The organism is Enterococcus sp. DIV0691, assembly GCF_051711145.1.
Taxonomy (GTDB): Bacteria; Bacillota; Bacilli; order Lactobacillales; family Enterococcaceae; genus Enterococcus_B; species Enterococcus_B hirae.
Window position 1 is genome coordinate 1,097,957 of sequence record NZ_JBIOLY010000001.1, and the last position, 23,339, is coordinate 1,121,295.

Sequence of the window (23,339 nt, forward strand, 5' to 3'; positions counted from 1 at the left end):
CTAATGAAAAAATCAACACTATCTTATTTTCTCCCTTTATTTTGTCTAAGATGACAATAGAAAAATATCCGTAATTAAATTATTTTATGATACAATAACCAAGATGAGGAGGGAATGGATTGAAAGAATTAAAAGTAACTGACCTCAATAAAACGTATGGTGAAAAAGAACTATTTAACCAGATTTCTTTTTTGATCCACGAAAAAGACCGAATCGGTTTGATTGGAACTAATGGAACTGGAAAAACAAGTTTATTAAATATTTTAGCAGGTATCGACAGTGGGGATGGAGATCGACCAACAGTTTTTTATCCGAATGATTATCGAATTGGATATTTGTCACAGACAACCGAATTTTCTGATGAATTGACTGTACTTCAAGCGGTTTTTCAAGGAAATAGTCCATTAATCCGTACCGTGAGAGAATATGAGGAAGCTTTGCTTGTATTAGCTGAGAATGGCGAGGACGAGAGCGTTCAGAGACGTTATGCCAAGGCAGAAGAACAAATGAACAAAGAAGATGCTTGGACCACAGATACAAATGCTAAGATTATCTTACAAAAATTAGGCATCAGTGAATTAGACAAAAAGATTGGCGCACTGTCAGGTGGACAAAAAAAACGTGTAAGTTTAGCACAAGTCCTAATCGATGAGCCTGATTTATTATTATTAGATGAACCCACGAACCACTTGGATTATGAAGCGATTGAATGGTTAGAAAATTACTTAAAACAGTATCGTGGATCGTTATTAATGGTCACCCATGATCGTTATTTCTTGGATCGAGTGACGAATCGCATTTTTGAACTATCATTTGGACAACTACACGAGTATCGAGGGAATTATGAAGCTTATATTTTAGAAAAAGCTGAAAGAGATCGCGTGGAAGTGGAACAAGAAGAAAAACGAAAGCGCCTGTACAAACAAGAATTAGCCTGGATGAGAGCTGGAGTTCAAGCACGCGGAACGAAGCAACAAGCACGCATCAATCGTTTTGAGGATCTTAAAGAAAACTTGTATCAAGTCAATCATGAAGCAGACCTCGAATTGAATATCGCAACGAAACGTTTAGGAAAAAAAGTATTAGAGATCAAAGATGGAACATATGCTATTGAAGGGAAACTGCTGATCAACCATTTAGATTTGTTGATTCAATCACGAGAACGTTTAGGGATCACTGGGAAAAATGGTGCCGGTAAATCAACCTTACTGAACATTTTAGCGGGACGTATTCCTTTAGATAATGGTACGTTTACGGTTGGTGAGACTGTTCGTATCGCCTACTATACACAAGAAAATGAAGAGATGAATCCCGAAAAACGCATGATTGCTTATTTGCAAGAAGCAGCTGAAGAAGCTCAAACGGCAGAAGGTATGCAAATTGGTGTGGCTGAATTATTGGAAAGATTTTTATTTCCTCGATTTATGCATGGCACATTGATCAAAAAATTATCTGGTGGCGAAAAACGTCGACTATATCTATTGAAATTGCTGATCCAACAACCTAATGTTTTACTCTTGGATGAACCAACGAATGATTTAGATATCGCCACACTGACCATTTTAGAAGATTATTTCAAGAGTTTCCCAGGTGCCGTGATTACTGTATCACATGACCGTTATTTCTTAGACAAAGTAGCAGAAAAATTATTAGTTTTTCAAGGAAATGCTAAGCAAGAATTATATTATGGGGATATGTCGAGTTATTTATTGACACAAAAAGATACAGCGCCTTTAGGTAAAGAAAAAATGAATGAACCAACGAAGCCGGCTGCTGACGGTAAAAAGGAAACAAAAAAGAAACTTTCTTATTTAGAGCAAAAAGAATGGGAAACGATCGAAGATGAAATCGCTGAATTAGAAGAACAGATTTCAGAGCTGCAAGAAGAAATGAATCATCAAGGAGATAACTTTACTCGTTTACAAGAATTACAAGCAAACGTTTCACAAGCAGAAAGCAAATTAGATGAGAAAATGGCTCGTTGGGAATACTTAAGCGAATGGGTAGAAGACTAGGAGGAAAAAAATGGAGCAAGCATATCTTGATTTAGGCAGGAAACTACTAGAAGAAGGACATGAAAAAGGCGACCGAACAGGCACCGGTACACGCAGCATTTTTGGCTATCAAATGCGGTTCGACCTACAAAAAGGATTTCCATTATTAACAACGAAACGGGTTCCTTTTGGGTTGATTAAGAGTGAATTGTTATGGTTTTTAAAAGGGGATACGAATATCCGTTATCTTTTACAAAATAACAATCATATCTGGGATGAATGGGCGTTTGAACGATATATCAAAAGTGATGAATACCATGGGCCAGATATGACTGATTTTGGCCATCGAAGCATCTCTGATCCTGAGTTTAATAAACAATATCAAGAACAAAGTCAGCTATTTTGTGAAAGAATTTTAACTGATGACGCATTTGCTGAAAAATATGGCGATTTAGGTCACATCTATGGGTACCAGTGGCGCCATTGGGAAACGAAAGATGGTGGGTTTATCGATCAAATCAAGGAAGTGGTCGAAGCAATCAAAAAAACACCTGATTCAAGACGCTTGATCGTGTCTGCTTGGAATCCAGAAGATGTTCCTAGTATGGCGTTACCGCCTTGCCACACGATGTTTCAATTTTATGTTCATGATGGGCGTTTAAGTTGTCAATTGTATCAACGGAGTGGTGATGTATTTCTAGGTGTGCCTTTCAATATTGCCAGTTATGCTTTGTTAACCCATTTGATTGCGCATGAAACTGGATTAGAAGTTGGTGAATTTATCCATACTTTAGGTGATGCTCATCTCTATTCAAATCATGTGGAACAAATGAAAGAACAACTTTCAAGAGAAATGCGTGCGTTTCCTAAATTAGTTTTAAATACAGAAAAAAAATCTGTGTTTGACTTTGAAATGGATGATATCAAGGTTGAAGGCTATGAACCTCATCCAGCAATCAAAGCGCCAATCGCAGTATGAACACAGAAAGGATGATGAAATGTTAGCTGCTATCTGGGCACAAGATGAAAATGGGTTGATCGGTAAAGAAGACCAACTGCCTTGGAGATTACCCAATGATCTGAAGTTTTTTAAACAAATGACTGAAGCGAATACTTTAGTTATGGGAAGAAAAACATTTGAAGGTATGGGAAGTCGTCCGTTGCCTAACCGTCAAACAATCGTGATGACAAGAGATCGTGATTACCAAGCTGACAATGTCATGGTTATGCACGAGATTGAAGAAGTATTGGATTACGCAAAGGAAAACGATGGTATTTTGTTCGTTGCGGGAGGATCAGCTATTTATAAAGAATTTCTTCCTTTTTGTTCGGTGCTGTATCGCACAGTCATCCATCATTCTTTTACAGGGGATACTTATTTTCCAGAAGTTGATTGGGATCAATGGTCATTAATCAATATCAGCCAAGGGGAGATGGACGAAAAAAATCCTTATGCCCATCAATTTGAAACATATCAACGAAAAAGAAAATAAATAACCGATGAAAAAAGGTATTTCCTGAAAGCTTGTTTAGCACATTTTGGGAAATATCTTTTTTAATAAAGTTGAAAGGATCAATACCACATCTTTGGATGAAAACGGAATCGTTCGTAGAGGTATTTAATGAAAAAACGTCTGTTGTCTGTTATACTTAAAAAAGAAATTGCCTTTATTAGTACTTGTTGTAAACCAAAAGGCATCTTGTTAAAGGAAGAGTGAGATAGTATGACAAATGTAAAAATCGTAACAGATTCTTCTTGTACAATGGAAAAAAGTGTGCGAGATAACTTAAATATCCAGGTGATGCCGCTAGCTATCATGATCGATGGCGTGGTCTATCCTGATGACGATCAATTAGGTGGAGAAAAATTCATGGATATGATGGCTCAAGCTAAATCATTACCAAAAACGAGTCAACCGCCAATCGGTGAATTTATTTCAACCTATGATCAACTTGGCGAAGATGGCAGTGAAGTTATCTCGATCCATATGACTAAAGGTTTGAGTGGAACGGTTGAAGCGGCCCGTCAGGCAAGCAATCTGACTAAAACGAAAGTGACTGTCATCGATAGTGATACAACCGATCAGGGGCTGTCCTTCCAAGTAATCCGTGCTGCTGAACTTGCACAAGCAGGAAAAAGTGCTGATGAGATTCTTGAAGAAATCAAAAAAGTACAAGAAAATACAAAATTATATATTGGGATCTCTACATTAGATAACTTAGTCAAAGGTGGGCGCATTAGCCGAGCAACTGGTTTATTGTCAAGTGTATTGAACATACGTGCTGTGATGAATTTCACTCATGGAGAGTTGATCCCAGTTGCTAAGGGTCGAGGAAAGAAAACTTTTGACAAATGGTTCAATAATTTGAAGAAAGAATTAAAAGAACTACCAAATGTTCGTCAAATTGGGATCTCTCATGCAGATGCTCAAGAGCTTGCTCAAGAATTTAAAGAAGGACTACAAGAATTATTTCCTGATATGACGATTCCTGTTCTACACACGAATCCAGTTATTGCAACACATACGGGGAAAAACGCCTTTGCAATCATGTATTACGTTGACTAAATCAAGAGGATAAATCATTGGTCAGTTAGCCATTGATTTTATCCTTTTTTTCTTTATAATAATTCTTATTTTTTTCAGAAACACTACCTTTTTATTTTAATTTTTGATAACATAAGAAACAATCGAATAATATGAGGTGAATGATATGAAATTAACAAAACGACAACTATTGCTCGTTTTGTTCCCATTACTTATCGCTATATTTGTATATTTAGGACTATCTTTATCGATTCCAAAAGCTAAACCGCTATTAAAACCAGCAGCGACAGTTAGTCAAAAGACGGATCAAAAAGAAAAAATCCATTATGTAGCTATCGGCGATTCGTTAACTGAAGGAATAGGAGATCAAACGAAGCAAGGTGGTTTTGTTCCATTAGTAGCCAACGATTTAAAAGATCGCTATGATCTGACTGCTGTTGAAATTGAAAACTATGGGGTAAACGGTGAACGGAGCGATCAAATTTTAAAACGGCTCAAGAAAAATTCAGAGATTCAAACAAACATTAAATCAGCTGACTTTATCACTTTGACAGTGGGCGGAAATGACTTAATGAAAGTGATTCAAAACGATCTATTTGGGATCAGTATCCAATCATTTAAGCGACCATTACAAAAGTATCAGAAAAATGTTGAACAATTGATCGAAGAAATTAGGAAGTTAAATGGTCACGCACCGGTTTACATCTTAGGTATTTATAATCCATTCTATTTGAACTTCCCTGAGATTAAAGACATGCAGACGATTGTGAACAACTGGAATGCTGGGACTGAGTCTGTTGTCAAAAATGCGGACAACTGCTATTTTATCCCAATCAATGATTTGCTATATCAAGGGTTAAACCAAAAAGTTGGCGTAACTGAAGAAGGAACGAATCAGTCAAGTACTAGCGAAAGTACGTCAAATAGCAAAAATAATGTATTGTATGAAGAAGATCATTTTCATCCTAATAACTTAGGCTATCAATTGATGGCAAATGCTGTACGAGATGAATTAATTGAAACGCAAGACCAATGGTTGCCAAGGGAGGATCAGAAATAATGGAAAAACGCTCAAAAAAGGTTTCGACACAAACGAATACTGAAATTCAAAAGAAAAATTATTGGAAATGGGCTTTTTTGATCCTTTTAGGAGTTGTTCTTGGATCAAGCATCTTTTTAGGCACTCGGATTTTTGCGAATCGAGAACCGGATTTTGCTAAGGTGCCAGCGATCACCCAAAGACAAGGAGATCCAGTCTTGACCATCAACACCAATAAAGAAAAGGTCAATCAAATGATCAGTTTTTTCTTGACAGATTATCAAAAAGACCAAGGTATTCAATATAAATTTTATCTTGAAAATGAAGCGATGTTGAATGGTACGTTTGAAGTATTAGGATTTCCAATCAACTTTTATCTGTACTTTGATCCATATGTGATGGAAAATGGAAATGTCCAATTAAAAGCGAAGAGTCTTTCGATCGGCACATTGAGTTTACCGATCAAAGATATCATGAATATGATCAAGCGAAATTATAAGTTGCCTGATTGGATTGAAATCAATACGGATGATTTGACGATCATGCTACGTTTAGATCGCTTCCGTATGCAAAATGGTATGTACATCAAAGCAGATAAAATTGATTTAGTGAATGATGACATTCGTTTTAGTCTATATCTACCTAAAGAAACTGGTGAAAAGACAACGAGCAATAAAACGACAAAGAATACTGATACCACCGACACGAGTGTAACGAAGTAAACAGTGGGTCATTGATGGGAGAGAGAAGGATGGAAAGAGCAATTTTTGCTGGAGGATGCTTTTGGTGTATGATTCAGCCCTTTGATACGCTACCAGGGATTCATACGATCATGTCTGGCTATACAGGTGGACATGTGCCATCTCCAACCTATGAACAAGTCAAATCTAAAACGACTGGTCATACAGAAGCGGTAGAGATCATCTATGATCCAGAGAAAATATCATATCAAGAATTAGTGGAAATCTATTGGCAGCAAACCGATCCAACGGATGCATTTGGGCAATTTGAAGATCGTGGCGAGAATTATCGGCCGGTTATTTACTTTACGACAAATGAACAGAAGAGAATCGCGGAAGAAAGTAAAAATCGATTAGCGGCTAGTGGTCGGTTTACAAAACCGATCGTGACCACGATTGAAAAAGCACAACCATTTTATTTGGCTGAGCCAGAGCATCAAGATTATTATAAAAAAAATCCTGAAAATTTTGAGCGAAACCATGCAAGAAGAGCGGCTTTCGTCAAAGAAAACTGGGAGGAAAGAATGTGAATCAAAGCTTCTATCATTATTTAATGACTCTTCGTGGCGGTAAACAAGCAGATCAACAATCTGTTTTCGCCACAGAAGCAGGGAAAGATATCCAGTTTCCTAAACATAGTACGAGTTATGAAGAAATTTCCGATTATCTAGAATTGAATGTGGATTATTTGTCATCTATGGATATATTTGATGAGGTGTGGGAAAAATATTTAGAAAACAGCCATTGATTCTGCGTTTGTTTTCTTCATTTTTTAGAAAAGATCAAAAAGGAAACATCTAGTCGCATTTTTTGTTTTTTTTTTCTATAATAGAGAAAGAACGATAACCTTGAGAGTGGAATGATGGATATTGACAAAAAAACAACGCTATATCGACCGTTTTTGGCTTATAATCAAATATGTACTTTGCTCCATCTTGATCGCTTTTATTTTAAGAGGATTTCTTCTTATTCCAGTGCCAGTGGAAGGTAATTCGATGGAAAACGTCTTGAAACAAGGTGACATGGTTGTAATGGAAAAATTTTCTGAAATCAGACGGTTTGACGTAGTTGTTTTTCAATTGGCTGATGGAACGATTTATATCAAACGAGTGATCGGGTTGCCAGGAGAGACAATTAGCTATGAGAATGATCAGCTGAAAGTGAATGGAAAAGTGGTCGAAGAACCTTTTCTAACGAAAAATAGAAAGTCAGATCATGAAAGTAGTCCTTATACAACGGACTTTACTCTGGAAGAATTAACGAATAAGACAAAGCTGCCAGCCGACAGTTACTTTGTTTTAGGGGACAATCGACGTGTTTCGAAAGACAGTCGCTCCTTTGGTATGATTACAGGAAGCGAAATATTGGGTAAGGCTCGCTTTGTTTACTATCCTTTGAACGAGATAAAATGGATTGGGTAAAGAAAAGAGATCATTCAGGATGATTTCAAGGCGCTAATGCCACCGCTTATTTGTTTTAGAGTGAAGAGGGAAGCGACCTCCAAAAGTTAGATTTTCTGTTCTAACTTTTGGAGGTCGCTTTTTTACTTGATTAAAAGAGTACAATTAAGATATAAAATGATCTAATTTCTTGCCATTTTATGTTCTAAAAGAGATGATAGGAGAAAAAGTAAGAAGGGATAAAAGTGCGCTATCATATCATGGAAAGTTTAGATATTCGGAGAAATCTAGCAACAGAGGAATATCTTATGAACAGTTTTGACAGTGATGAACCTTTGTTTTTACTATATATTCAAAAACCTTGTGTGATTATTGGACGAAACCAAAATAGTTATGAAGAAATCGATCTCAAGTATTTAAGGGAAAAAAACGTGACACTCACTCGGCGAACCTCAGGTGGAGGAGCTGTATATGATGACTTAGGAAATCTAAGCTTTAGCTTTGTGACCAGCAAAAATGCAATGAAATTTGGTGAATATGAATCCATTACCTCGCCTATTATCACAGCATTAAGAAAAATGGGCGCAACCAAAGCAGAAGTTGGTGGACGTAATGATATGTATATCGAAGGAATGAAATTTTCTGGTAATGCCATGTATACGAAAAAAAATCGGTTATACTCACATGGTACATTAATGTATGATGTTGATTTGTCCGTTCTTGATAAAATTTTGACGGTTTCCAAAGAGAAAATTGAGTCTAAAGCAACGAAATCAGTAAAAAAAAGTGTGACGAATCTGAAACCATTTTTAAAAGAAAAATATCAATTTGAAAAAACCGCTGACTTTAGAGATGCACTGATTTGTGAAGTCTATCAGGTCGATGATCTGCAAAAAATTGAAGATAAAAGGATAGATTTGACGAAGAAAGATGAACAAAACATTGAACAAATCGTCCAGAATCGTTATGCTAATGATGATTGGGTCTATGGTGAAACACCAAGGTTTTCGGTGAAACGCAGAATCAGGCTCCCAAAAGTTGGAATTGTGGATGTCCGTTTGTCGACACTGCATGGGAGAATCAATGAGATTCGTTTTTATGGTGATTTTTTTGGACAAAAAGATGTAAGTATTCTTGAACAACAATTACTTGGTCAAAAATTTATTTATGAAGAAATAAAAAACGCATTAAATGATATGACTGTTTCAGATTATATCTTTCATTTTAATAACGAAGATCTACTAGCACTACTATTTTAGTTAAACAAGCCAAAATAAGTGCATAGGAGACCAAGATAATTTATCTAAAAAAGCCTTCCATCTGTTTTTCTAATGGAGGGCTTTAAAAAATTTACATTTTCATCCAGACAGGTTCTAATGTATTTCCATCTAAATCTTGGACTTCAAGTGAAAACATTTCTTCTTCAGACATGCCCATATCGACTTCATGGTAGCTTCCGCCATTTTCTTTCGCCGTATTCGCAAACTTTTTAACTTCATCCGCATTTGCTACGCTAAAAGAAATCAAAGCACCACTCGTTTTTTTATTGTCTGCAATTTCTTTGTCTTTTAAGAATTTTTTGTAAAAACCGTGAGAGAGTAACATGATCCAAAATGTGTCGTCCCAAACCACAGCGCTTGCTTCGTCAGTTGAAAATTCTTCATTTTTCTTAAAGCCCAATTTTTCATAAAAAGCAACAGACTTGTCTACATCTTCAACGGGGAAATTAACAAAAACCATACTGTTCATTTGTACCTCTCCTTTCTTTTATCCTATCATCTATTAAAATGTAAACGTTGTCAAAAGATGCGTGCTGAAAGAATTCTTCTTTACAGTTTTATAAACGTTCATTGAATATATTTATCGGCAGAATACTAGAAAAAACGATTAAACCCAATCGAATGTCGTTCATCATTAAAGACAGGAACATTCTTCATTTGAAGAAGCAGGGTACACCTGGATAGGGAGGAAGTATTGAAATGTTTCCTATCTCTTGCAATCTTCTTGCGAAAAAGTGCAACCTCATGGAAAGGAATTGAATATGGTATGCGTACGGCTTAAACTGAGAGTATCAAAGCAAGGAGGAGAAAATTTGAGAATAAAATTTGGAATTGATAATCACATTGCACAGGATACAGTGAAGGTAACTACCCATTCTTCTTGCGAAAAAACGTGGGGGAGAATAAAAGAAGCTATTCTGACTACGGAGCAAACAATCGTAGTAATTGATGCAAAAACAAATAAGAAAGTTTCCAGGCTATTAAGTGATGTCTCCTCAATCGAGTCAAAAGAACAGATGTGTCATGTCGTTTTTACATCAAATGAGAGGTATCTATTAGCTGTACGGTTAAAAATAGTTGAGAAGCAATTTACAAGTTACGGATTTGTGCGGATCAACATTAGTACGCTGGTTAATCGATCTTTTATTAAAGCTTTTCGTTCTACGGATAATGCACGGGTTGAAATTGAAATGAAAAATGGTTCTAAATTTATTGTGAATCGTCACTATGTAAAAAAATTTAAGGAGATGTGGGTATGAGTAAACAGATAAAACATAATTTTTTTCAAACGTTCTCGTTAAGCAGCATCTGGTTGATATTTATAATAACAAGCTTCTTTGCGAAAGGACAGATGATCCATGTTTATTTTCTTTGGCACGTAATGGGTGCTAGTCTAGTTTGTGCATTAGTCTTTGGTGTGATGTATGATGTGCTTTGGAATCATCTTACGCTGAAACCAGTCAGTAATATTTTGATTGCGACTATTGGAAATACAGTTGCGGGTTTAGCGATTTTCAATTTGCTTTCATTCAAACTGCCTTTGGCAATTTCACCAATTAATCTTTTGACAATTTATCTTATTTTAAATTTGATCTTACACACCATTGCTTTTTATCTATACGCAAAAAATGAGAGCAAAAAGCAAGCAAGAGTGTTAAATAAAAAAATAAATAACTCAATCGATTAAACGTTAGAAAGCAAGTTGGAAGTTTTCCACTCATTTTTAACTGAAAAAGGATAATCGATAGTTGATGATTCCAAAACTCAGAATCGATAATAAAATGAAAAAATATCTAAAATTATATTGAGTAATGGATCACGAAGAAGTCTTAAAGGATGTGTTATCTCACCAATTTGTAGCATGGAGGAATCAAGAACCCAGAGAACGGAAAATGCCAAAATGAGAGTGCGATTAGTAGGGAAATATGATAAAATACGGAACAGACACCTTTTTGTTATTTATAATGATGTATTTTCTTTTTATTAATAGTAATAAAAGTACAAAACATGTTTGATAAAGAAAAATACCCTAAGGCGTTGAGATTTAGTATCATGATAGAAGGATTATTCTGCCGAACCACTGATGAATAAAAAGCGGTATCCACTTTAAAAAATTGTAAAGTCAGGATAAATGCATAAAAATAATCGCTGATCTTAGGTTCATGGTAGTATGGATAGTTGCAGAGCTGCTTTTGAAAGAGTCTACCCAATAGTTGTTTTGAATAATATAAGGAAAATGAGCCTAATCAACTTACTTGATGGTAGTAGACTTGTATGCATAGATTTACTAAGGTTAAATATGATAATGTAAGAATAAGGTTTGAAATCCTTATATGAAAGGAATGAATTTATTCTATGACGATCCAATGGTTCCCAGGGCACATGGCAAAAGCCCGTCGTGAAGTTTCTGAGAAAATGAAATATGTCGATATCGTCTTTGAATTAGTCGATGCACGATTACCTTTGTCTTCACGTAATCCAATGCTTGATCAGATCATCCAACAAAAGCCAAGGTTGGTATTATTAAATAAAGCTGATCTAGCAGACCCCCAACAAACGAAGTTATGGCAAACGTATTTTCAACAACAAGGTCATCAAGCATTAGCGATTACCGCTCAAGAAAGTAAAGGGATCAAAGCGTTGATTCCAGCAGCCAAAGAAGCACTGAAAGAAAAAAGAGCACGTGATGCCGCTCGAGGGATCAAACCACGAGCAATCAGAGCCATGGTTTTAGGTATTCCAAATGTCGGGAAGTCAACATTGATGAACCGCTTAGTGGGAAAAAAAATTGCGCAAACAGGTAATAAACCTGGTGTGACAAAAGGACAACAATGGTTGCGCCTAGGTAGCGAATTAGAGTTATTAGATACGCCAGGAATCTTATGGCCTAAATTTGAAGATGAAGAGATCGGTAAAAAACTAGCACTAACCGGAGCCATTAAAGACCAGTTAGTTCATTTAGATGATCTCGCTATTTATGGCTTAGATTTTTTCGCTCGTTACTATCCAGGAAGAATCGCAGAGCGCTATCAGTTGCCAGAAGAAGCAGAACAACAATTAGCACCTGAATTATTGATGACGATTACTGCAAAGCGTGGCTATAAAGATGATTATGATCGTGGTAGTGAAGTGGTAGTCTTCGATATCCGTCAAGGAAAACTTGGGCGCTACACGTTAGATCGATGTGAAGAAATGGGGAAAACAAGCGATGAGTGAATCGATCCAAAGTATCAAGGAACGATTAAAAACAGTGACGTCGTTAACTGATCCCTTCATTGCCGAACTAAAGCAAGATCAGCGAAAAGGGGTACAACAAGCGCTTCGATCCTTTGAGAAACAAGTAAAAAAAACGGCATTGATCCAAGAAAAATATTTGGAAATGTCATTATTTGAGAAGCAGGCATATGAACAAGGATATGAATGGATTGCGGGGATTGATGAAGTAGGGCGTGGGCCTTTAGCAGGGCCAGTAGTAGCGGCCGCTGTCATCCTACCTAAAGACGAACCGATCCTTGGATTAAATGACTCGAAACAATTATCAGAAAAAAAACGAGAACTGCTTTATGACCAAATCCAACAAAAAGCACTTGCTATCGGTATCGGCATCATTGATGAAAAAAAGATTGATGAGGTCAATATTTATGAGGCAAGCAAACTAGCAATGATCCAAGCTGTAGAAAAGCTGGCGATACGTCCAAATTATCTCTTAATTGATGCCATGACACTGGATTTGCCAATCCAGCAAGAAAAATTGATCAAGGGAGATGCTCGTTCAGTTTCTATTGCGGCAGCAAGTATCATTGCAAAAGTTTATCGTGATGATTTAATGAAAAAATATGATGAACTATATCCAGGTTATGGGTTTGGCCATAATGCTGGTTATGGAACGAAAGAACATCTACAAGGCTTAGCAACACAAGGAATTACCCCTATTCATCGGCGCTCTTTTGCACCGATAAAAAATTATTTATCTTAAGATGTTTGACCGTCTCTTGCGTATTTTATTTAAAAGTAACTTCGAGAGGCGGTTTTCGTTCATGGATCAGATTGAAGGATTTTTACTTAAATTAGCTTATGCGAAAGGAATTAGCAGTCAAGGAAAATGGGCGGTTGTCCAGGCTTTATTGGAAGCTCAAACAAGCGAGTTGTCTTCTTATGAAATCATTGAAATCGCAAAAATTGTTCGTCATCGAGAAAAATTTCAAGAAAGTTGGCGGCAAATCAATCAAAATTTTGCGAAATTGAAAACAGCTCAGTCATTCATTACTTGTCTTGACCCGTGCTATCCCCCGCAACTTTTTCATCTTGCGACACCACCGATTCTTTTATTTTATTCTGGTGATCTTTCTCTACTAAAACAAAAGATGCTCAGTGTGGTTGGGGGCAGGAAGACCTCGGTCTTGGCAAAAAAAGTTGTACATGAACTTTTAACTCCGGTCATAGATGCTAACTATGTCATCGTTAGTGGCTGTGCCAAAGGAATCGATACATACGCACATTTGGCTGCGATTAAAAATACTGGAAAGACGATTGCGGTAATCGGTACAGGAATTAAAAAAGCCTACCCAAAGGAAAACCAATTTCTTCAAGCAGAAATTGGAAAGAATCATCTTTTACTTAGTGAATATCCACCATATGAAGGACCAAAACAATACCGCTTTCCCATGAGAAATCGAATCATTGCTGCTTTGTCACAAGGCACTTGTGTCATTGAAGCAAAGCAAAAGAGTGGTTCTTTGATAACAGCACAACAAGCGTTAGAAATCGGTCGAACTGTTTTTTCTGTACCTGGAAATATTTTGACACAATACTCAACTGGCTCCCATCAACTAATTCAAGATGGTGCTGTTTGTGTGATTTCTGGTGAAGATTTATTGTTCGAGTTGAAAGAATAACAGGAACTTCTCATTTGATTTTCTTGACAAACGTTTTCTGAATGGATATGATAAGCTACGATTTGTATGAGTCCGCTTAATATAGTAGGAACATGTCAATGGAAAGGAGTCCATTCAGTAATGGCATATAAATATTTAGTGATTGTGGAATCACCTGCAAAGGCCAAAACCATTGAAAAATATCTTGGTCGTAATTATAAAGTAATGGCCAGTGTCGGTCATATACGTGATTTACCTAAAAGTAAAATGGGAATTGATGTCGAAAACAACTATGAACCCCATTATATTTCAATTCGCGGAAAAGGCGATGTGATCAAAAGTTTAAAATCAGCAGCAAAAAAAGCGCAAAAAGTTTATCTTGCAAGTGACCCGGATAGAGAAGGGGAAGCAATTGCTTGGCATTTAGCCTATTTACTAGGTTTAGATTTATCAGAAAAAAATCGTGTGGTTTTTAACGAAATTACTAAGGAAGCGGTAAAAGCAGCCTTCAAGGAACCAAGAACGATCGACGTGGATTTAGTGGATGCCCAACAAGCAAGACGGGCGTTAGACCGCTTGGTGGGCTACTCCATCAGTCCAATCCTATGGCGCAAAGTCAAAAAAGGATTAAGTGCTGGAAGAGTACAGTCTATTGCATTAAAAATTATCATTGATCGTGAAAAAGAAATCCGTGATTTCATTCCAGAAGAATACTGGAGCATTGACGGTAATTTCAAAAAAGCACGTAAAAAATTTAAAGCAAACTTTTGGGGAATTGATGGCAAGAAAAAGAAATTGCCTGATGCCCAATCCGTAAAAGAAGTTACTGATCGTATTGATGGACCAGATTTCACCGTTCAAAAAGTTGAAAAGAAAGAACGGAAACGAAATCCAGCAAACCCATTTACTACGAGTAGCCTACAACAAGAAGCTGCTAGAAAATTGAACTTTAGAACACGGAAAACGATGATGGTTGCACAACAATTATATGAAGGAATCTCCTTAGGTAAGCAAGGGACTGTAGGTTTGATCACTTATATGCGTACCGATTCAACACGGATCGCTGAGACTGCGAAAGCAGAAGCGGCTACCTTCATCGAAGAAACTTACGGGAAAGAATTTTCTAGTCATGCACAACGTAAAATCAAAAATGCGCAAGGTGCGCAAGACGCCCATGAAGCAGTTCGCCCGACAAGTGTCCTACGTACTCCTGAGGAAATCAAACAATATTTAGACAAGGACCAATTAAAACTCTACACCCTTATTTGGTCACGATTTGTTGCTAGTCAAATGACACCAGCGATATTAGATACCATGAAAGTTACCTTAGAACAAAATGGCGTACTTTTTATTGCTAATGGCTCTAAAGTTAAATTTAAAGGGTTCATGCAAGTCTATGTTGAAGGCAGAGATGATGGGAAAGAAGATAAAGAAAATATCTTACCAGAACTAGCACAAGGGGACATTGTTCAATCAGTGGACATTGAACCGAAGCAACATTTTACGCAACCGCCAGCAAGATTCAGTGAAGCAACTTTAATCCGTGCTTTGGAAGAAAATGGTGTGGGACGCCCTTCCACTTATGCGCCAACGCTGGATACGATCCAACGACGTTACTATGTTAAATTGACACAAAAACGCTTCGAACCAACTGAATTGGGTGAAATCGTCAATTCTTTGATTTGTGATTTCTTCCCCCAAATCGTCGATATCCATTTTACCGCTGAAATGGAAGGTGATTTGGATAAAATTGAAGAAGGAAAAGAAGCATGGATCGAAGTGGTGGATCGTTTCTACAAACCATTTGAAAAAGAATTGACCAATGCAGAAGAAAAAATCGAAAAAATTCAAATCAAAGATGAACCGGCTGGATTTGACTGTGATATTTGTGGGCATCCGATGGTTATAAAATTAGGAAAGTATGGTAAATTTTATGCATGTAGTAATTTTCCTGATTGTCGAAATACGAAACCAATTGTTAAAGAGATCGGTGTGACTTGTCCAGTTTGTCATGAGGGTCAGGTGATTGAACGCAAGTCTAAGAAAAACCGAATCTTTTACGGGTGTTCACGTTTTCCAGACTGTGACTTTACTTCTTGGGACAAACCAGTAGGTCGAAATTGTCCGAAATGTGACCAGTATTTAGTTGAAAAGAAAGTCAAAGGCGGAAAACAAGTCGTATGTATCAATGGCGACTATGAAGAAGACATTCAAAAATAAAATGAGAAGAGGTCTTTATTTGAAAACTGTTAATGTAATAGGTGCAGGATTAGCTGGAAGTGAAGCAGCTTGGCAAGTCGCTCAAGCAGGTGTTCCTGTTCGTTTATACGAGATGCGCCCAGTGAAATCAACAGAAGCACACCATACAAGTAATTTTGCAGAGTTAGTCTGTTCCAACTCCTTGAGAGGGAATAGTTTAGCAAATGCAGTAGGTTTATTAAAAGAAGAAATGCGACGGTTAAATTCAGTCGTGATCACTTCAGCTGATGAAACAGCTGTTCCAGCTGGCGGTGCCTTAGCAGTGGATCGGGATTCTTTTTCTGAGACGATCACACGTAAAGTCAAAGAACACCCGCTAGTAACAGTCATCAATGAAGAAATCACTGAAATTCCAGAAGGCATCACGATCATTGCTACTGGTCCCTTAACCTCTCACCCGTTAGCTGAAAGTATTAAAGCATTCAATGGTTCTGACGGATTCTATTTTTATGATGCAGCAGCACCGATCGTAGACAAAGCAACGATCGATATGGATAAAGTCTATTTAAAATCACGCTATGATAAAGGGGAAGCAGCTTATCTAAACTGTCCAATGACTGAAGAAGAGTTTAAAGCATTCCACGAAGCTTTAACAACAGCTGAAGTAGCCGAACTTAAATCATTTGAAAAAGAAAAATACTTTGAAGGCTGTATGCCGATCGAAGTGATGGCTCAGCGTGGCTTTAAAACAATGCTGTTTGGTCCAATGAAACCAGTTGGATTAGAAGATCCAAAAACCGGTAAACGCCCTTATGCGGTGATCCAGTTACGTCAGGACAATGCCGCTGCCTCATTGTATAACATCGTTGGTTTCCAAACGCACTTAAAATGGGGAGAACAAAAACGGGTTTTCCGTATGATCCCAGGTTTAGAAAACGCAGAATTTGTCCGTTATGGTGTAATGCACCGCAACAGTTTTATGAATTCACCAGAATTATTGAAACCAACTTATCAATCAACGAAGCGTGAAGACTTGTTCTTTGCAGGACAAATGACTGGTGTGGAAGGTTATGTTGAAAGTGCAGCTAGTGGTTTGCTTGCAGGGATCAATGCTGCTCGTTTAGCTAAAGAAAGTGAGCCGATTGAGTTTCCACGAGAAACAGCGATTGGGAGTATGGCGTATTATATTACACATGCTGAAGGAAAACATTTCCAACCAATGAATGCGAATTATGGTTTGTTCCCTGAATTACCCGAGCGCATTCGTGACAAAAAAACACGTTATGAAGCGATTGCTCAAAGAGCACTTCAGGCAAATGAACAAATAAAAAAAGAATTAATTGATGAAGTAACAGCTCAGTAACATGAAGTGAGCCCGGGACAAAGGTGTTCCGGGCTCTTTACTAGGCATAAAATAAATATGCGACACATCTTTTATTTGTAGTGTTCCAAAAGGAATTTTTTCTTTTGGTAAAAAATGAGTAAATATCAGATTAAAAAAAAGGTCGTAATCTAAGAAATTTGTCAAATTAATTGTTTCAATTGTGAACAAACTTAGAAATATTGATTAAATTCTGACAATTTATTTGTTTTTTTAATTTTGCTATGCTAAATTTATCTCTGGGATTAAAAGGAAGGTGATAAAATGCTAGAACAAACGTGGAAAGATAAGTTTTTGCGTTATTTAATCGTGGAACGTGGTTACTCTGAAAAAACACGAGAAGCATACGAGGAAGACCTCACTAATTTTGAAAGATTTCTTACAGAATCAGGAGAGGATGATTTATTAAAAATCAATCACTTAGATGTTCGAGTGTATTTAAGTTACCTAACTGATGAAAGATATAGCAGAAATTCGATCAGTCGTAAGATTGCAAGTCTGCGCTCTTTTTATCAATACCTTTTAAAAGAAGAAGTGATCAAAGAAAATCCTTTTTCTTATGTCCACCTAAAAAAGAAAAATTTGAAACTACCTCGCTTTTTTTATGAGAATGAAATGCAAGCATTATTTGACAGTGTCAAAGGAGAAAAACCTTTAGATTTGAGGAACCAAGCGCTATTAGAAGTTCTTTACGGTTCGGGGATTCGATTAAGCGAGTGCAGTAATTTGAAACTAGCAGAAATCGATTTCGACTCCGAAGTCATGTTGATTCATGGTAAAGGGAATAAAGAACGGTATGCACCACTTGGTTCATTCGCACAAGATGCCTTACAAGAGTATTTTGAAAAAGGGCGAAAGGTGCTGATGGATAAATACCACAAGAGTCATGACTATGTTTTTGTGAACCATCATGGTGAACCAATTACGCCAACAGGGATCGAGTATGTATTGAATCAAGTGATTAAAAAGAGTAGTTTAGATAGTTCGATCCATCCACATATGCTGCGGCATACCTTTGCTACACACTTGCTGAATAATGGTGCAGATATGCGGACAGTTCAAGAGCTGTTGGGTCATGCTAATCTATCTACTACACAGATCTATGCTCACGTGACAAAAGAAAGTTTACAAAAAAATTATCGCTCGTTTCATCCAAGAGCGTAATAGAAAAGGATCAGTAATCTTAATTGGGAGGAAATAACTATGGTAGAATCACAATTTCATTCAACGACGATTTGTGCCGTTGAAAAAGATGGAAAATTTGCAATGGCAGGTGACGGTCAAGTTACAATGGGCGAATCCGTGGTGATGAAAGGAAGCGCAAGAAAAGTCCGTCGAATCTATAATGATGAAGTCATCGTAGGATTTGCTGGAAGTGTCGCAGACGCATTTACATTGGAAGAAAAATTTGAAGGCAAATTAAATGAATACAATGGTAATTTACAGCGAGCTGCAGTGGAATTAGCGCAAGAATGGCGGACACAACAGTCCATGCAAAAACTAGAAGCAATGTTGATCGTAATGAATGAAAAAGAAATGTTATTAGTTTCAGGTACTGGGGAAGTGATTGCACCAGATGATGGAATTTTGGCAATTGGTTCAGGAGGGAATTTTGCATTAGCTGCTGCTCGAGCAATGAAGAACTACGCACAAAACGACATGAGTGCCAAAGAAATCGCAGAGAATGCATTGAATATTGCAGCAGACATTTGTATCTTTACAAATCATAATATTATTGTGGAAGAATTATAGAGGTGAAGAAGAATGTATGAATTAAAACAAACACCAAGACAAATCGTTAATGAATTAGATCAATATATCATTGGACAACAAGCAGCTAAAAAATCAGTTGCGGTCGCTTTGCGCAATCGCTATCGCCGTTTACAATTAGATGAAAAAATGCAACAAGATATCACACCTAAAAATATGCTGATGATCGGACCAACAGGGGTAGGGAAAACAGAGATCGCTCGCCGATTGGCAAAAATCGTCAACGCTCCTTTCGTGAAAGTAGAAGCAACGAAATTTACAGAAGTAGGTTATGTTGGTCGAGATGTGGAGTCGATGGTTCGTGATCTAGTAGAAAATGCGATCCAGATCGTTGAAAAAGAACAATATAGTCGTGTATATACTGAAGCTAAGAAAAGAGCAGAAAAACGATTAGTAAAAGTGCTGGTTCCTGGAATTAAAAAAGAACAAAAACAAACAGGAAATCAATTTGAACAAATGATGAACATGTTCAATGTTGCGCAACAAAATACAGCAGAACCGCAAGAAGAAGTGACTGAAGAAATCCGTGTCAATCGGAAAACGGTTCTAGAACAATTACAAAAAGGTTTACTTGATAACCGTCAAGTAACAATCGAAATAGAAGAACAAAAGAAACCAGCTCCAATGATGAACAATGGTTTGGAACAGATGGGCATTGATTTAAATGAAACATTAGGGGCGCTAACACCGAAGAAAAAGGTTGAGCGCACGTTAGCAGTAAAAGATGCACTTGAACTGTTGATCAAAGAAGAATCAAGTAAACTAGTCAAAGATGCTGACATCCATAGTGAAGCCATTCAATTAGCACAATCAAGCGGGATCATTTTTATTGATGAAATCGATAAAATCACTTCAAAATCACAACAATCTGGTGAAGTATCACGTGAAGGCGTCCAAAGAGATATCCTGCCAATCGTTGAAGGTTCACAAGTGAACACGAAGTATGGAGTTATCCAAACGGATCACGTCTTATTTATTGCTTCTGGTGCCTTCCATTTATCAAAACCAAGTGATTTGATTCCAGAATTGCAAGGACGGTTTCCAATACGTGTAGAATTAGATGATTTAACTGCAGATGACTTTATTAAGATCTTGACTGAACCAAACAATGCACTAATCAAACAATACGTAGCATTAATTGGTACAGAAAATGTTTCAGTGGTCTTTACGAAAGAAGCAATTGAGAAAATCGCTCAAATCGCTTATGATGTAAATCGCGATACAGACAATATCGGAGCTAGACGTTTGCACACGATCTTAGAAAAATTGTTAGAAGACTTATTGTTTGAAGCACCTGACATGCAAATGGGAGAAATCACGATTACGGAAGCTTATGTAGAAGAAAAATTAGGTTCGATTGTAGCAAATGAAGATTTAAGTCGTTTTATTTTATAAAATCGGAGGAAGAAAATGACGGATTTATTAACAAAAACCCGCAATATCAACAAATTATTACAACAAAAAAATACTTTCGATCTGCGAGCTGATTTACCTTATGATAAAATGGCTGTGACATTAGGTGCTATTTTAGATAGTAACGTCTATATCATCAGCAGTGAAGGAGTCTTATTAGGCTATGATGAACGTCATGATGTCAACAATGAACGGATAAAAATGATGTTTGTTGAAAAGCAATTTCCCGATTCTTATACTGACACAGTTGATCAATTGAACAAAACGGAAGCCAATATTCCGATCAGTAGTGAAATGACTGCTTTTCCTTTTGAAGCAAGAGAAAAATACCCATTTGGTTTGACGACAGTAGTCCCTATTTTTGGTGCTGGCGAGCGGTTAGGAACCATTATTTTATCAAGGATGGAACAAGCCTTTACCGATGAAGACCTAGTGTTAGCTGAATATGGTGCGACGGTAGTCGGTATGCAGATCCTTTATCAAAAATCACGTAGTATTGAAGCGGATGTCAGAAGTGCAACAGCTGTCCAAATGGCAATCAATACTTTGTCTTACAGCGAATTGAAGGCAGTTCAAGCGATTTTCGATGCCTTAGAAGGCGATGAAGGACGTTTAACAGCATCCAATATTGCGGATAAAATTGGGATCACTCGCTCAGTGATCGTCAATGCATTACGTAAATTAGAGTCAGCTGGGATCATTGAATCACGCTCCCTTGGGATGAAAGGGACGTATTTAAAAGTTCTAAATTCCAGATTCAAAGAAGAATTAACAAAACACAGTTACTAAAAATCTATGACCGATTGATTAGATGAATCTATTCAGTAGGAACGAAGTAAACAAAAAGAGTCTCCTTTGGGTTTTCTTTTCGCTGAAACACACGAGTAATGCCAAGGATGATTCGGATACTTCTTGTTGGAAAAAATAAGAATAGCTTAGGACCTGAGACTAGCTATCTCAGGTCCTAAGATTTAACGGTGGAGGAATTATAATGACTGTAATCATTCAAAATGATCAATTGATTGCTGAAATTGCTGAACATGGAGCAGAATTGGTCAGTTTAAAATCAAAGGATAATAATCTTGAGTATATTTGGCAAGCTGATCCAGCGTATTGGGGAAGACATGCGCCCGTTTTATTTCCATTTGTTGGAAGATTAAAGGATGACCAATACACGTACCAAGGAAAGACTTATTCAATGGGGCAACATGGCTTTGCGAGAGATATGGATTTTGAAGTAATCGAACATGGTCAAGAATTAGCCAGCTTTTTGTTAAGAAGCACACCCGAGACCAAAAAAAATTATCCTTTTGATTTTGAATTAGTGATTTCTTATGAATTAGGTGGAGATGGGATCACCGTTCATTATCAAGTGGCTAATACTGGAGAAGAAGAAATGTTCTTTTCGATTGGGGGTCACCCAGCCTTTAATGTTCCTCTGGAAGAAGGATTGACTTTTGATGATTTTTATCTTGCGTTTTCACCTAAAAAATCACGTTTGCGTTTACCTTTAAGTGGGCCATATATCGATATGGAACAAAAAACACTTGGACAAACAAATACCAACCTTGCATTAGTACACGATCTTTTTGAAAATGATGCACTAGTATTTGAAACGAAAGGATTGAACGCTTATGCCATTCGTAGTGAAAAATCTAGCCACAGTGTGACATTGAGTTATAAAGATATGCCATATGTTGGGATTTGGTCACCTTATCCAAAAGAAGCGCCTTTTGTTTGTATCGAACCTTGGTGTGGTATTGCAGATACAGTAAACAGCTCGGGAGAATTGATGGAAAAAGCTGGAATCAATCAACTAGGCGCACATGAAATTTTTCAAACAAAATATTCGATTACGGTAAAATAGTGGTTATCCTAAAGTTGTTTGATTTCAATTAATCAGAGGAAATCAGGTATAATGATTCATGTTCCCTTTATTTTGCTAATCGTTTCTTTTCGCTTCTTAACGAATCAATCATTTAAAAGCAAAAAAACAGTTGGCTGATTAGTCAACTGTTTTTCTCTCAGGTCAATTTTTTTTCTTACTACTATTCAATCCGAAGGGGATACGACTTTCTGTATGGTTTTTGATTCGTAGGATATTCTCTTTATGGCGATAGAAAATAAAGGCAGAAACCAAAAATGCAATGATCGTCAATAGCCAGTTTTGCTTAGGCAAGATACCAGGTGCGATGTAAGGAAGGATAATCGTTGATAAAGTGATCAAAGTTGCACTGATCATACTTGTTAAACTTACCATACTAGTACAAAAGAGCGTAACAACGAAGATGATACTGGAATAGATAAAAAATAGAGGATTGAATCCAAGTAACATTCCAGCACTTGTTGCAACTGCTTTGCCTCCTTTGAAGCCAGCGAAAATAGGGAACGTATGACCTAAGATCGCACAAACACCAAACCATAGGGGATTAATGGTTGTAACATGGAAAATAACTGGTAAGCAAGTTGCCAAGGTTCCTTTCAAGATATCCATGAACAACACAATTGTACCTGCTGTTTTTCCTAAAACTCTAAAAGTATTGGTGGTGCCAGTATTTCCGCTACCATGTTGGCGGATGTCTTTTTTGAAAAATAATTTACCTATCCAAACCCCCGAAGGAATCGAGCCTAGAAGATAGGCAAGTACCAATAATAAAATTAATTTCATTGTTCTACCTCTTTCAATTTGAAACTAATATTTAT

At 37.0% G+C, this 23,339-nt stretch carries 24 protein-coding genes; 22 read left to right on the plus strand and 2 right to left on the minus strand.

Annotated features, from left to right (window positions below; genetic code table 11):
- The first annotated feature begins 119 nt into the window (after positions 1-119).
- The 10 genes from IGJ11_RS04940 to IGJ11_RS04985 all read left to right on the plus strand — a co-directional run bounded on the left by IGJ11_RS04940 (position 120) and on the right by IGJ11_RS04985 (position 8,978).
- Entirely contained in the window at positions 120-2,015 is a 1,896-nt protein-coding gene (locus IGJ11_RS04940; RefSeq protein WP_123874867.1) for an ABC-F family ATP-binding cassette domain-containing protein, read from the plus strand.
- A gap of 10 nt (positions 2,016-2,025) precedes the next feature.
- Positions 2,026-2,973: a thymidylate synthase gene (locus IGJ11_RS04945; protein WP_034700291.1), complete on the plus strand. Its 948-nt coding sequence runs from the start codon at positions 2,026-2,028 to the stop codon at positions 2,971-2,973.
- Between the two features lie 19 nt (positions 2,974-2,992).
- Positions 2,993-3,487 (plus strand): dihydrofolate reductase, encoded by a 495-nt coding sequence (locus tag IGJ11_RS04950; RefSeq protein WP_010719546.1) that lies wholly within the window; start codon positions 2,993-2,995, stop codon positions 3,485-3,487.
- 231 nt (positions 3,488-3,718) lie between these two features.
- The gene (locus IGJ11_RS04955) at positions 3,719-4,561 is read left to right on the plus strand and encodes a DegV family protein (protein WP_010719545.1); all 843 of its coding nucleotides are present in this window, start codon (positions 3,719-3,721) and stop codon (positions 4,559-4,561) included.
- A 145-nt stretch (positions 4,562-4,706) separates the two neighbouring features.
- On the plus strand, positions 4,707-5,600 hold the full coding sequence (locus IGJ11_RS04960; protein ID WP_010719544.1) for an SGNH/GDSL hydrolase family protein: 894 nt from the start codon (positions 4,707-4,709) through the stop codon (positions 5,598-5,600).
- Complete coding sequence (locus IGJ11_RS04965; protein WP_010737370.1) at positions 5,600-6,301, plus strand: YpmS family protein; 702 nt, start codon at positions 5,600-5,602, stop codon at positions 6,299-6,301. Before IGJ11_RS04960 ends, IGJ11_RS04965 begins: the two co-directional genes overlap by 1 nt.
- A gap of 29 nt (positions 6,302-6,330) precedes the next feature.
- Positions 6,331-6,849: a peptide-methionine (S)-S-oxide reductase MsrA gene (gene msrA, locus IGJ11_RS04970; RefSeq protein ID WP_010737371.1), complete on the plus strand. Its 519-nt coding sequence runs from the start codon at positions 6,331-6,333 to the stop codon at positions 6,847-6,849.
- Positions 6,846-7,067, plus strand: coding sequence for a YozE family protein (locus IGJ11_RS04975; RefSeq protein WP_010719473.1), 222 nt, complete (start codon positions 6,846-6,848; stop codon positions 7,065-7,067). The genes msrA and IGJ11_RS04975 overlap by 4 nt, the downstream gene beginning before the upstream one ends.
- Positions 7,068-7,188: 121 nt before the next feature.
- Positions 7,189-7,740: a signal peptidase I gene (gene lepB, locus IGJ11_RS04980; RefSeq protein WP_034700293.1), complete on the plus strand. Its 552-nt coding sequence runs from the start codon at positions 7,189-7,191 to the stop codon at positions 7,738-7,740.
- Between the two features lie 224 nt (positions 7,741-7,964).
- Complete coding sequence (locus IGJ11_RS04985; protein ID WP_251849627.1) at positions 7,965-8,978, plus strand: lipoate--protein ligase; 1,014 nt, start codon at positions 7,965-7,967, stop codon at positions 8,976-8,978.
- 91 nt (positions 8,979-9,069) lie between these two features.
- Here the strand turns inward: IGJ11_RS04985 and IGJ11_RS04990 are convergent, their stop codons facing one another.
- A complete protein-coding gene (locus IGJ11_RS04990; protein ID WP_010737374.1) occupies positions 9,070-9,468 on the minus strand; it encodes a VOC family protein in 399 nt (132 codons plus the stop codon).
- A gap of 343 nt (positions 9,469-9,811) precedes the next feature.
- On the opposite strand from IGJ11_RS04990, the gene IGJ11_RS04995 reads away from it, so the two are divergent.
- The 12 genes from IGJ11_RS04995 (at position 9,812) to IGJ11_RS05050 (ending at position 22,503) form a co-directional block, all read left to right on the plus strand.
- Entirely contained in the window at positions 9,812-10,258 is a 447-nt protein-coding gene (locus IGJ11_RS04995; protein WP_034700296.1) for a LytTR family DNA-binding domain-containing protein, read from the plus strand.
- Positions 10,255-10,686: a hypothetical protein gene (locus IGJ11_RS05000; RefSeq protein ID WP_207432435.1), complete on the plus strand. Its 432-nt coding sequence runs from the start codon at positions 10,255-10,257 to the stop codon at positions 10,684-10,686. The genes IGJ11_RS04995 and IGJ11_RS05000 overlap by 4 nt, the downstream gene beginning before the upstream one ends.
- Before the next feature lie 668 nt (positions 10,687-11,354).
- Positions 11,355-12,215 (plus strand): ribosome biogenesis GTPase YlqF, encoded by an 861-nt coding sequence (gene ylqF / locus IGJ11_RS05005; protein WP_010719467.1) that lies wholly within the window; start codon positions 11,355-11,357, stop codon positions 12,213-12,215.
- Positions 12,208-12,975: a ribonuclease HII gene (locus tag IGJ11_RS05010; protein ID WP_010737378.1), complete on the plus strand. Its 768-nt coding sequence runs from the start codon at positions 12,208-12,210 to the stop codon at positions 12,973-12,975. The genes ylqF and IGJ11_RS05010 overlap by 8 nt, the downstream gene beginning before the upstream one ends.
- 61 nt (positions 12,976-13,036) lie before the next feature.
- Positions 13,037-13,894 carry a DNA-processing protein DprA gene (gene dprA / locus IGJ11_RS05015; RefSeq protein WP_063626937.1) on the plus strand — a complete coding sequence of 286 codons (858 nt, stop codon included), beginning with the start codon at positions 13,037-13,039 and terminating at the stop codon, positions 13,892-13,894.
- Between the two features lie 120 nt (positions 13,895-14,014).
- Positions 14,015-16,093: a type I DNA topoisomerase gene (gene topA, locus IGJ11_RS05020; protein ID WP_063626939.1), complete on the plus strand. Its 2,079-nt coding sequence runs from the start codon at positions 14,015-14,017 to the stop codon at positions 16,091-16,093.
- On the plus strand, positions 16,062-17,435 hold the full coding sequence (gene trmFO, locus IGJ11_RS05025) for an FADH(2)-oxidizing methylenetetrahydrofolate--tRNA-(uracil(54)-C(5))-methyltransferase TrmFO (protein WP_051092533.1): 1,374 nt from the start codon (positions 16,062-16,064) through the stop codon (positions 17,433-17,435). Before topA ends, trmFO begins: the two co-directional genes overlap by 32 nt.
- Before the next feature lie 282 nt (positions 17,436-17,717).
- Positions 17,718-18,617: a tyrosine recombinase XerC gene (gene xerC, locus IGJ11_RS05030; protein ID WP_010719462.1), complete on the plus strand. Its 900-nt coding sequence runs from the start codon at positions 17,718-17,720 to the stop codon at positions 18,615-18,617.
- Between the two features lie 39 nt (positions 18,618-18,656).
- The gene (hslV, locus tag IGJ11_RS05035; protein WP_010719461.1) at positions 18,657-19,205 is read left to right on the plus strand and encodes an ATP-dependent protease subunit HslV; all 549 of its coding nucleotides are present in this window, start codon (positions 18,657-18,659) and stop codon (positions 19,203-19,205) included.
- A gap of 12 nt (positions 19,206-19,217) precedes the next feature.
- The gene (gene hslU, locus IGJ11_RS05040; protein WP_063626940.1) at positions 19,218-20,618 is read left to right on the plus strand and encodes an ATP-dependent protease ATPase subunit HslU; all 1,401 of its coding nucleotides are present in this window, start codon (positions 19,218-19,220) and stop codon (positions 20,616-20,618) included.
- Positions 20,619-20,633: 15 nt separating this feature from the next.
- Positions 20,634-21,425: a GTP-sensing pleiotropic transcriptional regulator CodY gene (codY, locus tag IGJ11_RS05045; RefSeq protein ID WP_010719459.1), complete on the plus strand. Its 792-nt coding sequence runs from the start codon at positions 20,634-20,636 to the stop codon at positions 21,423-21,425.
- A gap of 202 nt (positions 21,426-21,627) precedes the next feature.
- Positions 21,628-22,503, plus strand: a complete 876-nt coding sequence (locus IGJ11_RS05050; RefSeq protein ID WP_034700304.1) for an aldose 1-epimerase family protein — start codon at positions 21,628-21,630, stop codon at positions 22,501-22,503.
- A gap of 162 nt (positions 22,504-22,665) precedes the next feature.
- On the opposite strand, the gene plsY is transcribed toward IGJ11_RS05050, so the two are convergent.
- The gene (gene plsY / locus IGJ11_RS05055) at positions 22,666-23,304 is read right to left on the minus strand and encodes a glycerol-3-phosphate 1-O-acyltransferase PlsY (RefSeq protein WP_010719457.1); all 639 of its coding nucleotides are present in this window, start codon (positions 23,302-23,304) and stop codon (positions 22,666-22,668) included.
- Between the last annotated feature and the right edge of the window lie 35 nt (positions 23,305-23,339).

Coding starts and splice junctions, on each gene's coding strand:
- IGJ11_RS04945 (WP_034700291.1), top strand. CDS start 2,026: ATGGAGCAAGCATATCTTGATTTAGGCAGGAAACTACTAGAAGAAGGA.
- hslU (WP_063626940.1), top strand. CDS start 19,218: ATGTATGAATTAAAACAAACACCAAGACAAATCGTTAATGAATTAGAT.
- codY (WP_010719459.1), top strand. CDS start 20,634: ATGACGGATTTATTAACAAAAACCCGCAATATCAACAAATTATTACAA.
- trmFO (WP_051092533.1), top strand. CDS start 16,062: ATGGCGACTATGAAGAAGACATTCAAAAATAAAATGAGAAGAGGTCTT.
- dprA (WP_063626937.1), top strand. CDS start 13,037: ATGGATCAGATTGAAGGATTTTTACTTAAATTAGCTTATGCGAAAGGA.
- IGJ11_RS05010 (WP_010737378.1), top strand. CDS start 12,208: ATGAGTGAATCGATCCAAAGTATCAAGGAACGATTAAAAACAGTGACG.
- IGJ11_RS04960 (WP_010719544.1), top strand. CDS start 4,707: ATGAAATTAACAAAACGACAACTATTGCTCGTTTTGTTCCCATTACTT.
- IGJ11_RS05050 (WP_034700304.1), top strand. CDS start 21,628: ATGACTGTAATCATTCAAAATGATCAATTGATTGCTGAAATTGCTGAA.
- hslV (WP_010719461.1), top strand. CDS start 18,657: ATGGTAGAATCACAATTTCATTCAACGACGATTTGTGCCGTTGAAAAA.
- xerC (WP_010719462.1), top strand. CDS start 17,718: ATGCTAGAACAAACGTGGAAAGATAAGTTTTTGCGTTATTTAATCGTG.
- IGJ11_RS05000 (WP_207432435.1), top strand. CDS start 10,255: ATGAGTAAACAGATAAAACATAATTTTTTTCAAACGTTCTCGTTAAGC.
- plsY (WP_010719457.1), bottom strand. CDS start 23,304: ATGAAATTAATTTTATTATTGGTACTTGCCTATCTTCTAGGCTCGATT.
- topA (WP_063626939.1), top strand. CDS start 14,015: ATGGCATATAAATATTTAGTGATTGTGGAATCACCTGCAAAGGCCAAA.
- IGJ11_RS04965 (WP_010737370.1), top strand. CDS start 5,600: ATGGAAAAACGCTCAAAAAAGGTTTCGACACAAACGAATACTGAAATT.
- IGJ11_RS04955 (WP_010719545.1), top strand. CDS start 3,719: ATGACAAATGTAAAAATCGTAACAGATTCTTCTTGTACAATGGAAAAA.
- ylqF (WP_010719467.1), top strand. CDS start 11,355: ATGACGATCCAATGGTTCCCAGGGCACATGGCAAAAGCCCGTCGTGAA.
- IGJ11_RS04990 (WP_010737374.1), bottom strand. CDS start 9,468: ATGAACAGTATGGTTTTTGTTAATTTCCCCGTTGAAGATGTAGACAAG.
- msrA (WP_010737371.1), top strand. CDS start 6,331: ATGGAAAGAGCAATTTTTGCTGGAGGATGCTTTTGGTGTATGATTCAG.
- IGJ11_RS04950 (WP_010719546.1), top strand. CDS start 2,993: ATGTTAGCTGCTATCTGGGCACAAGATGAAAATGGGTTGATCGGTAAA.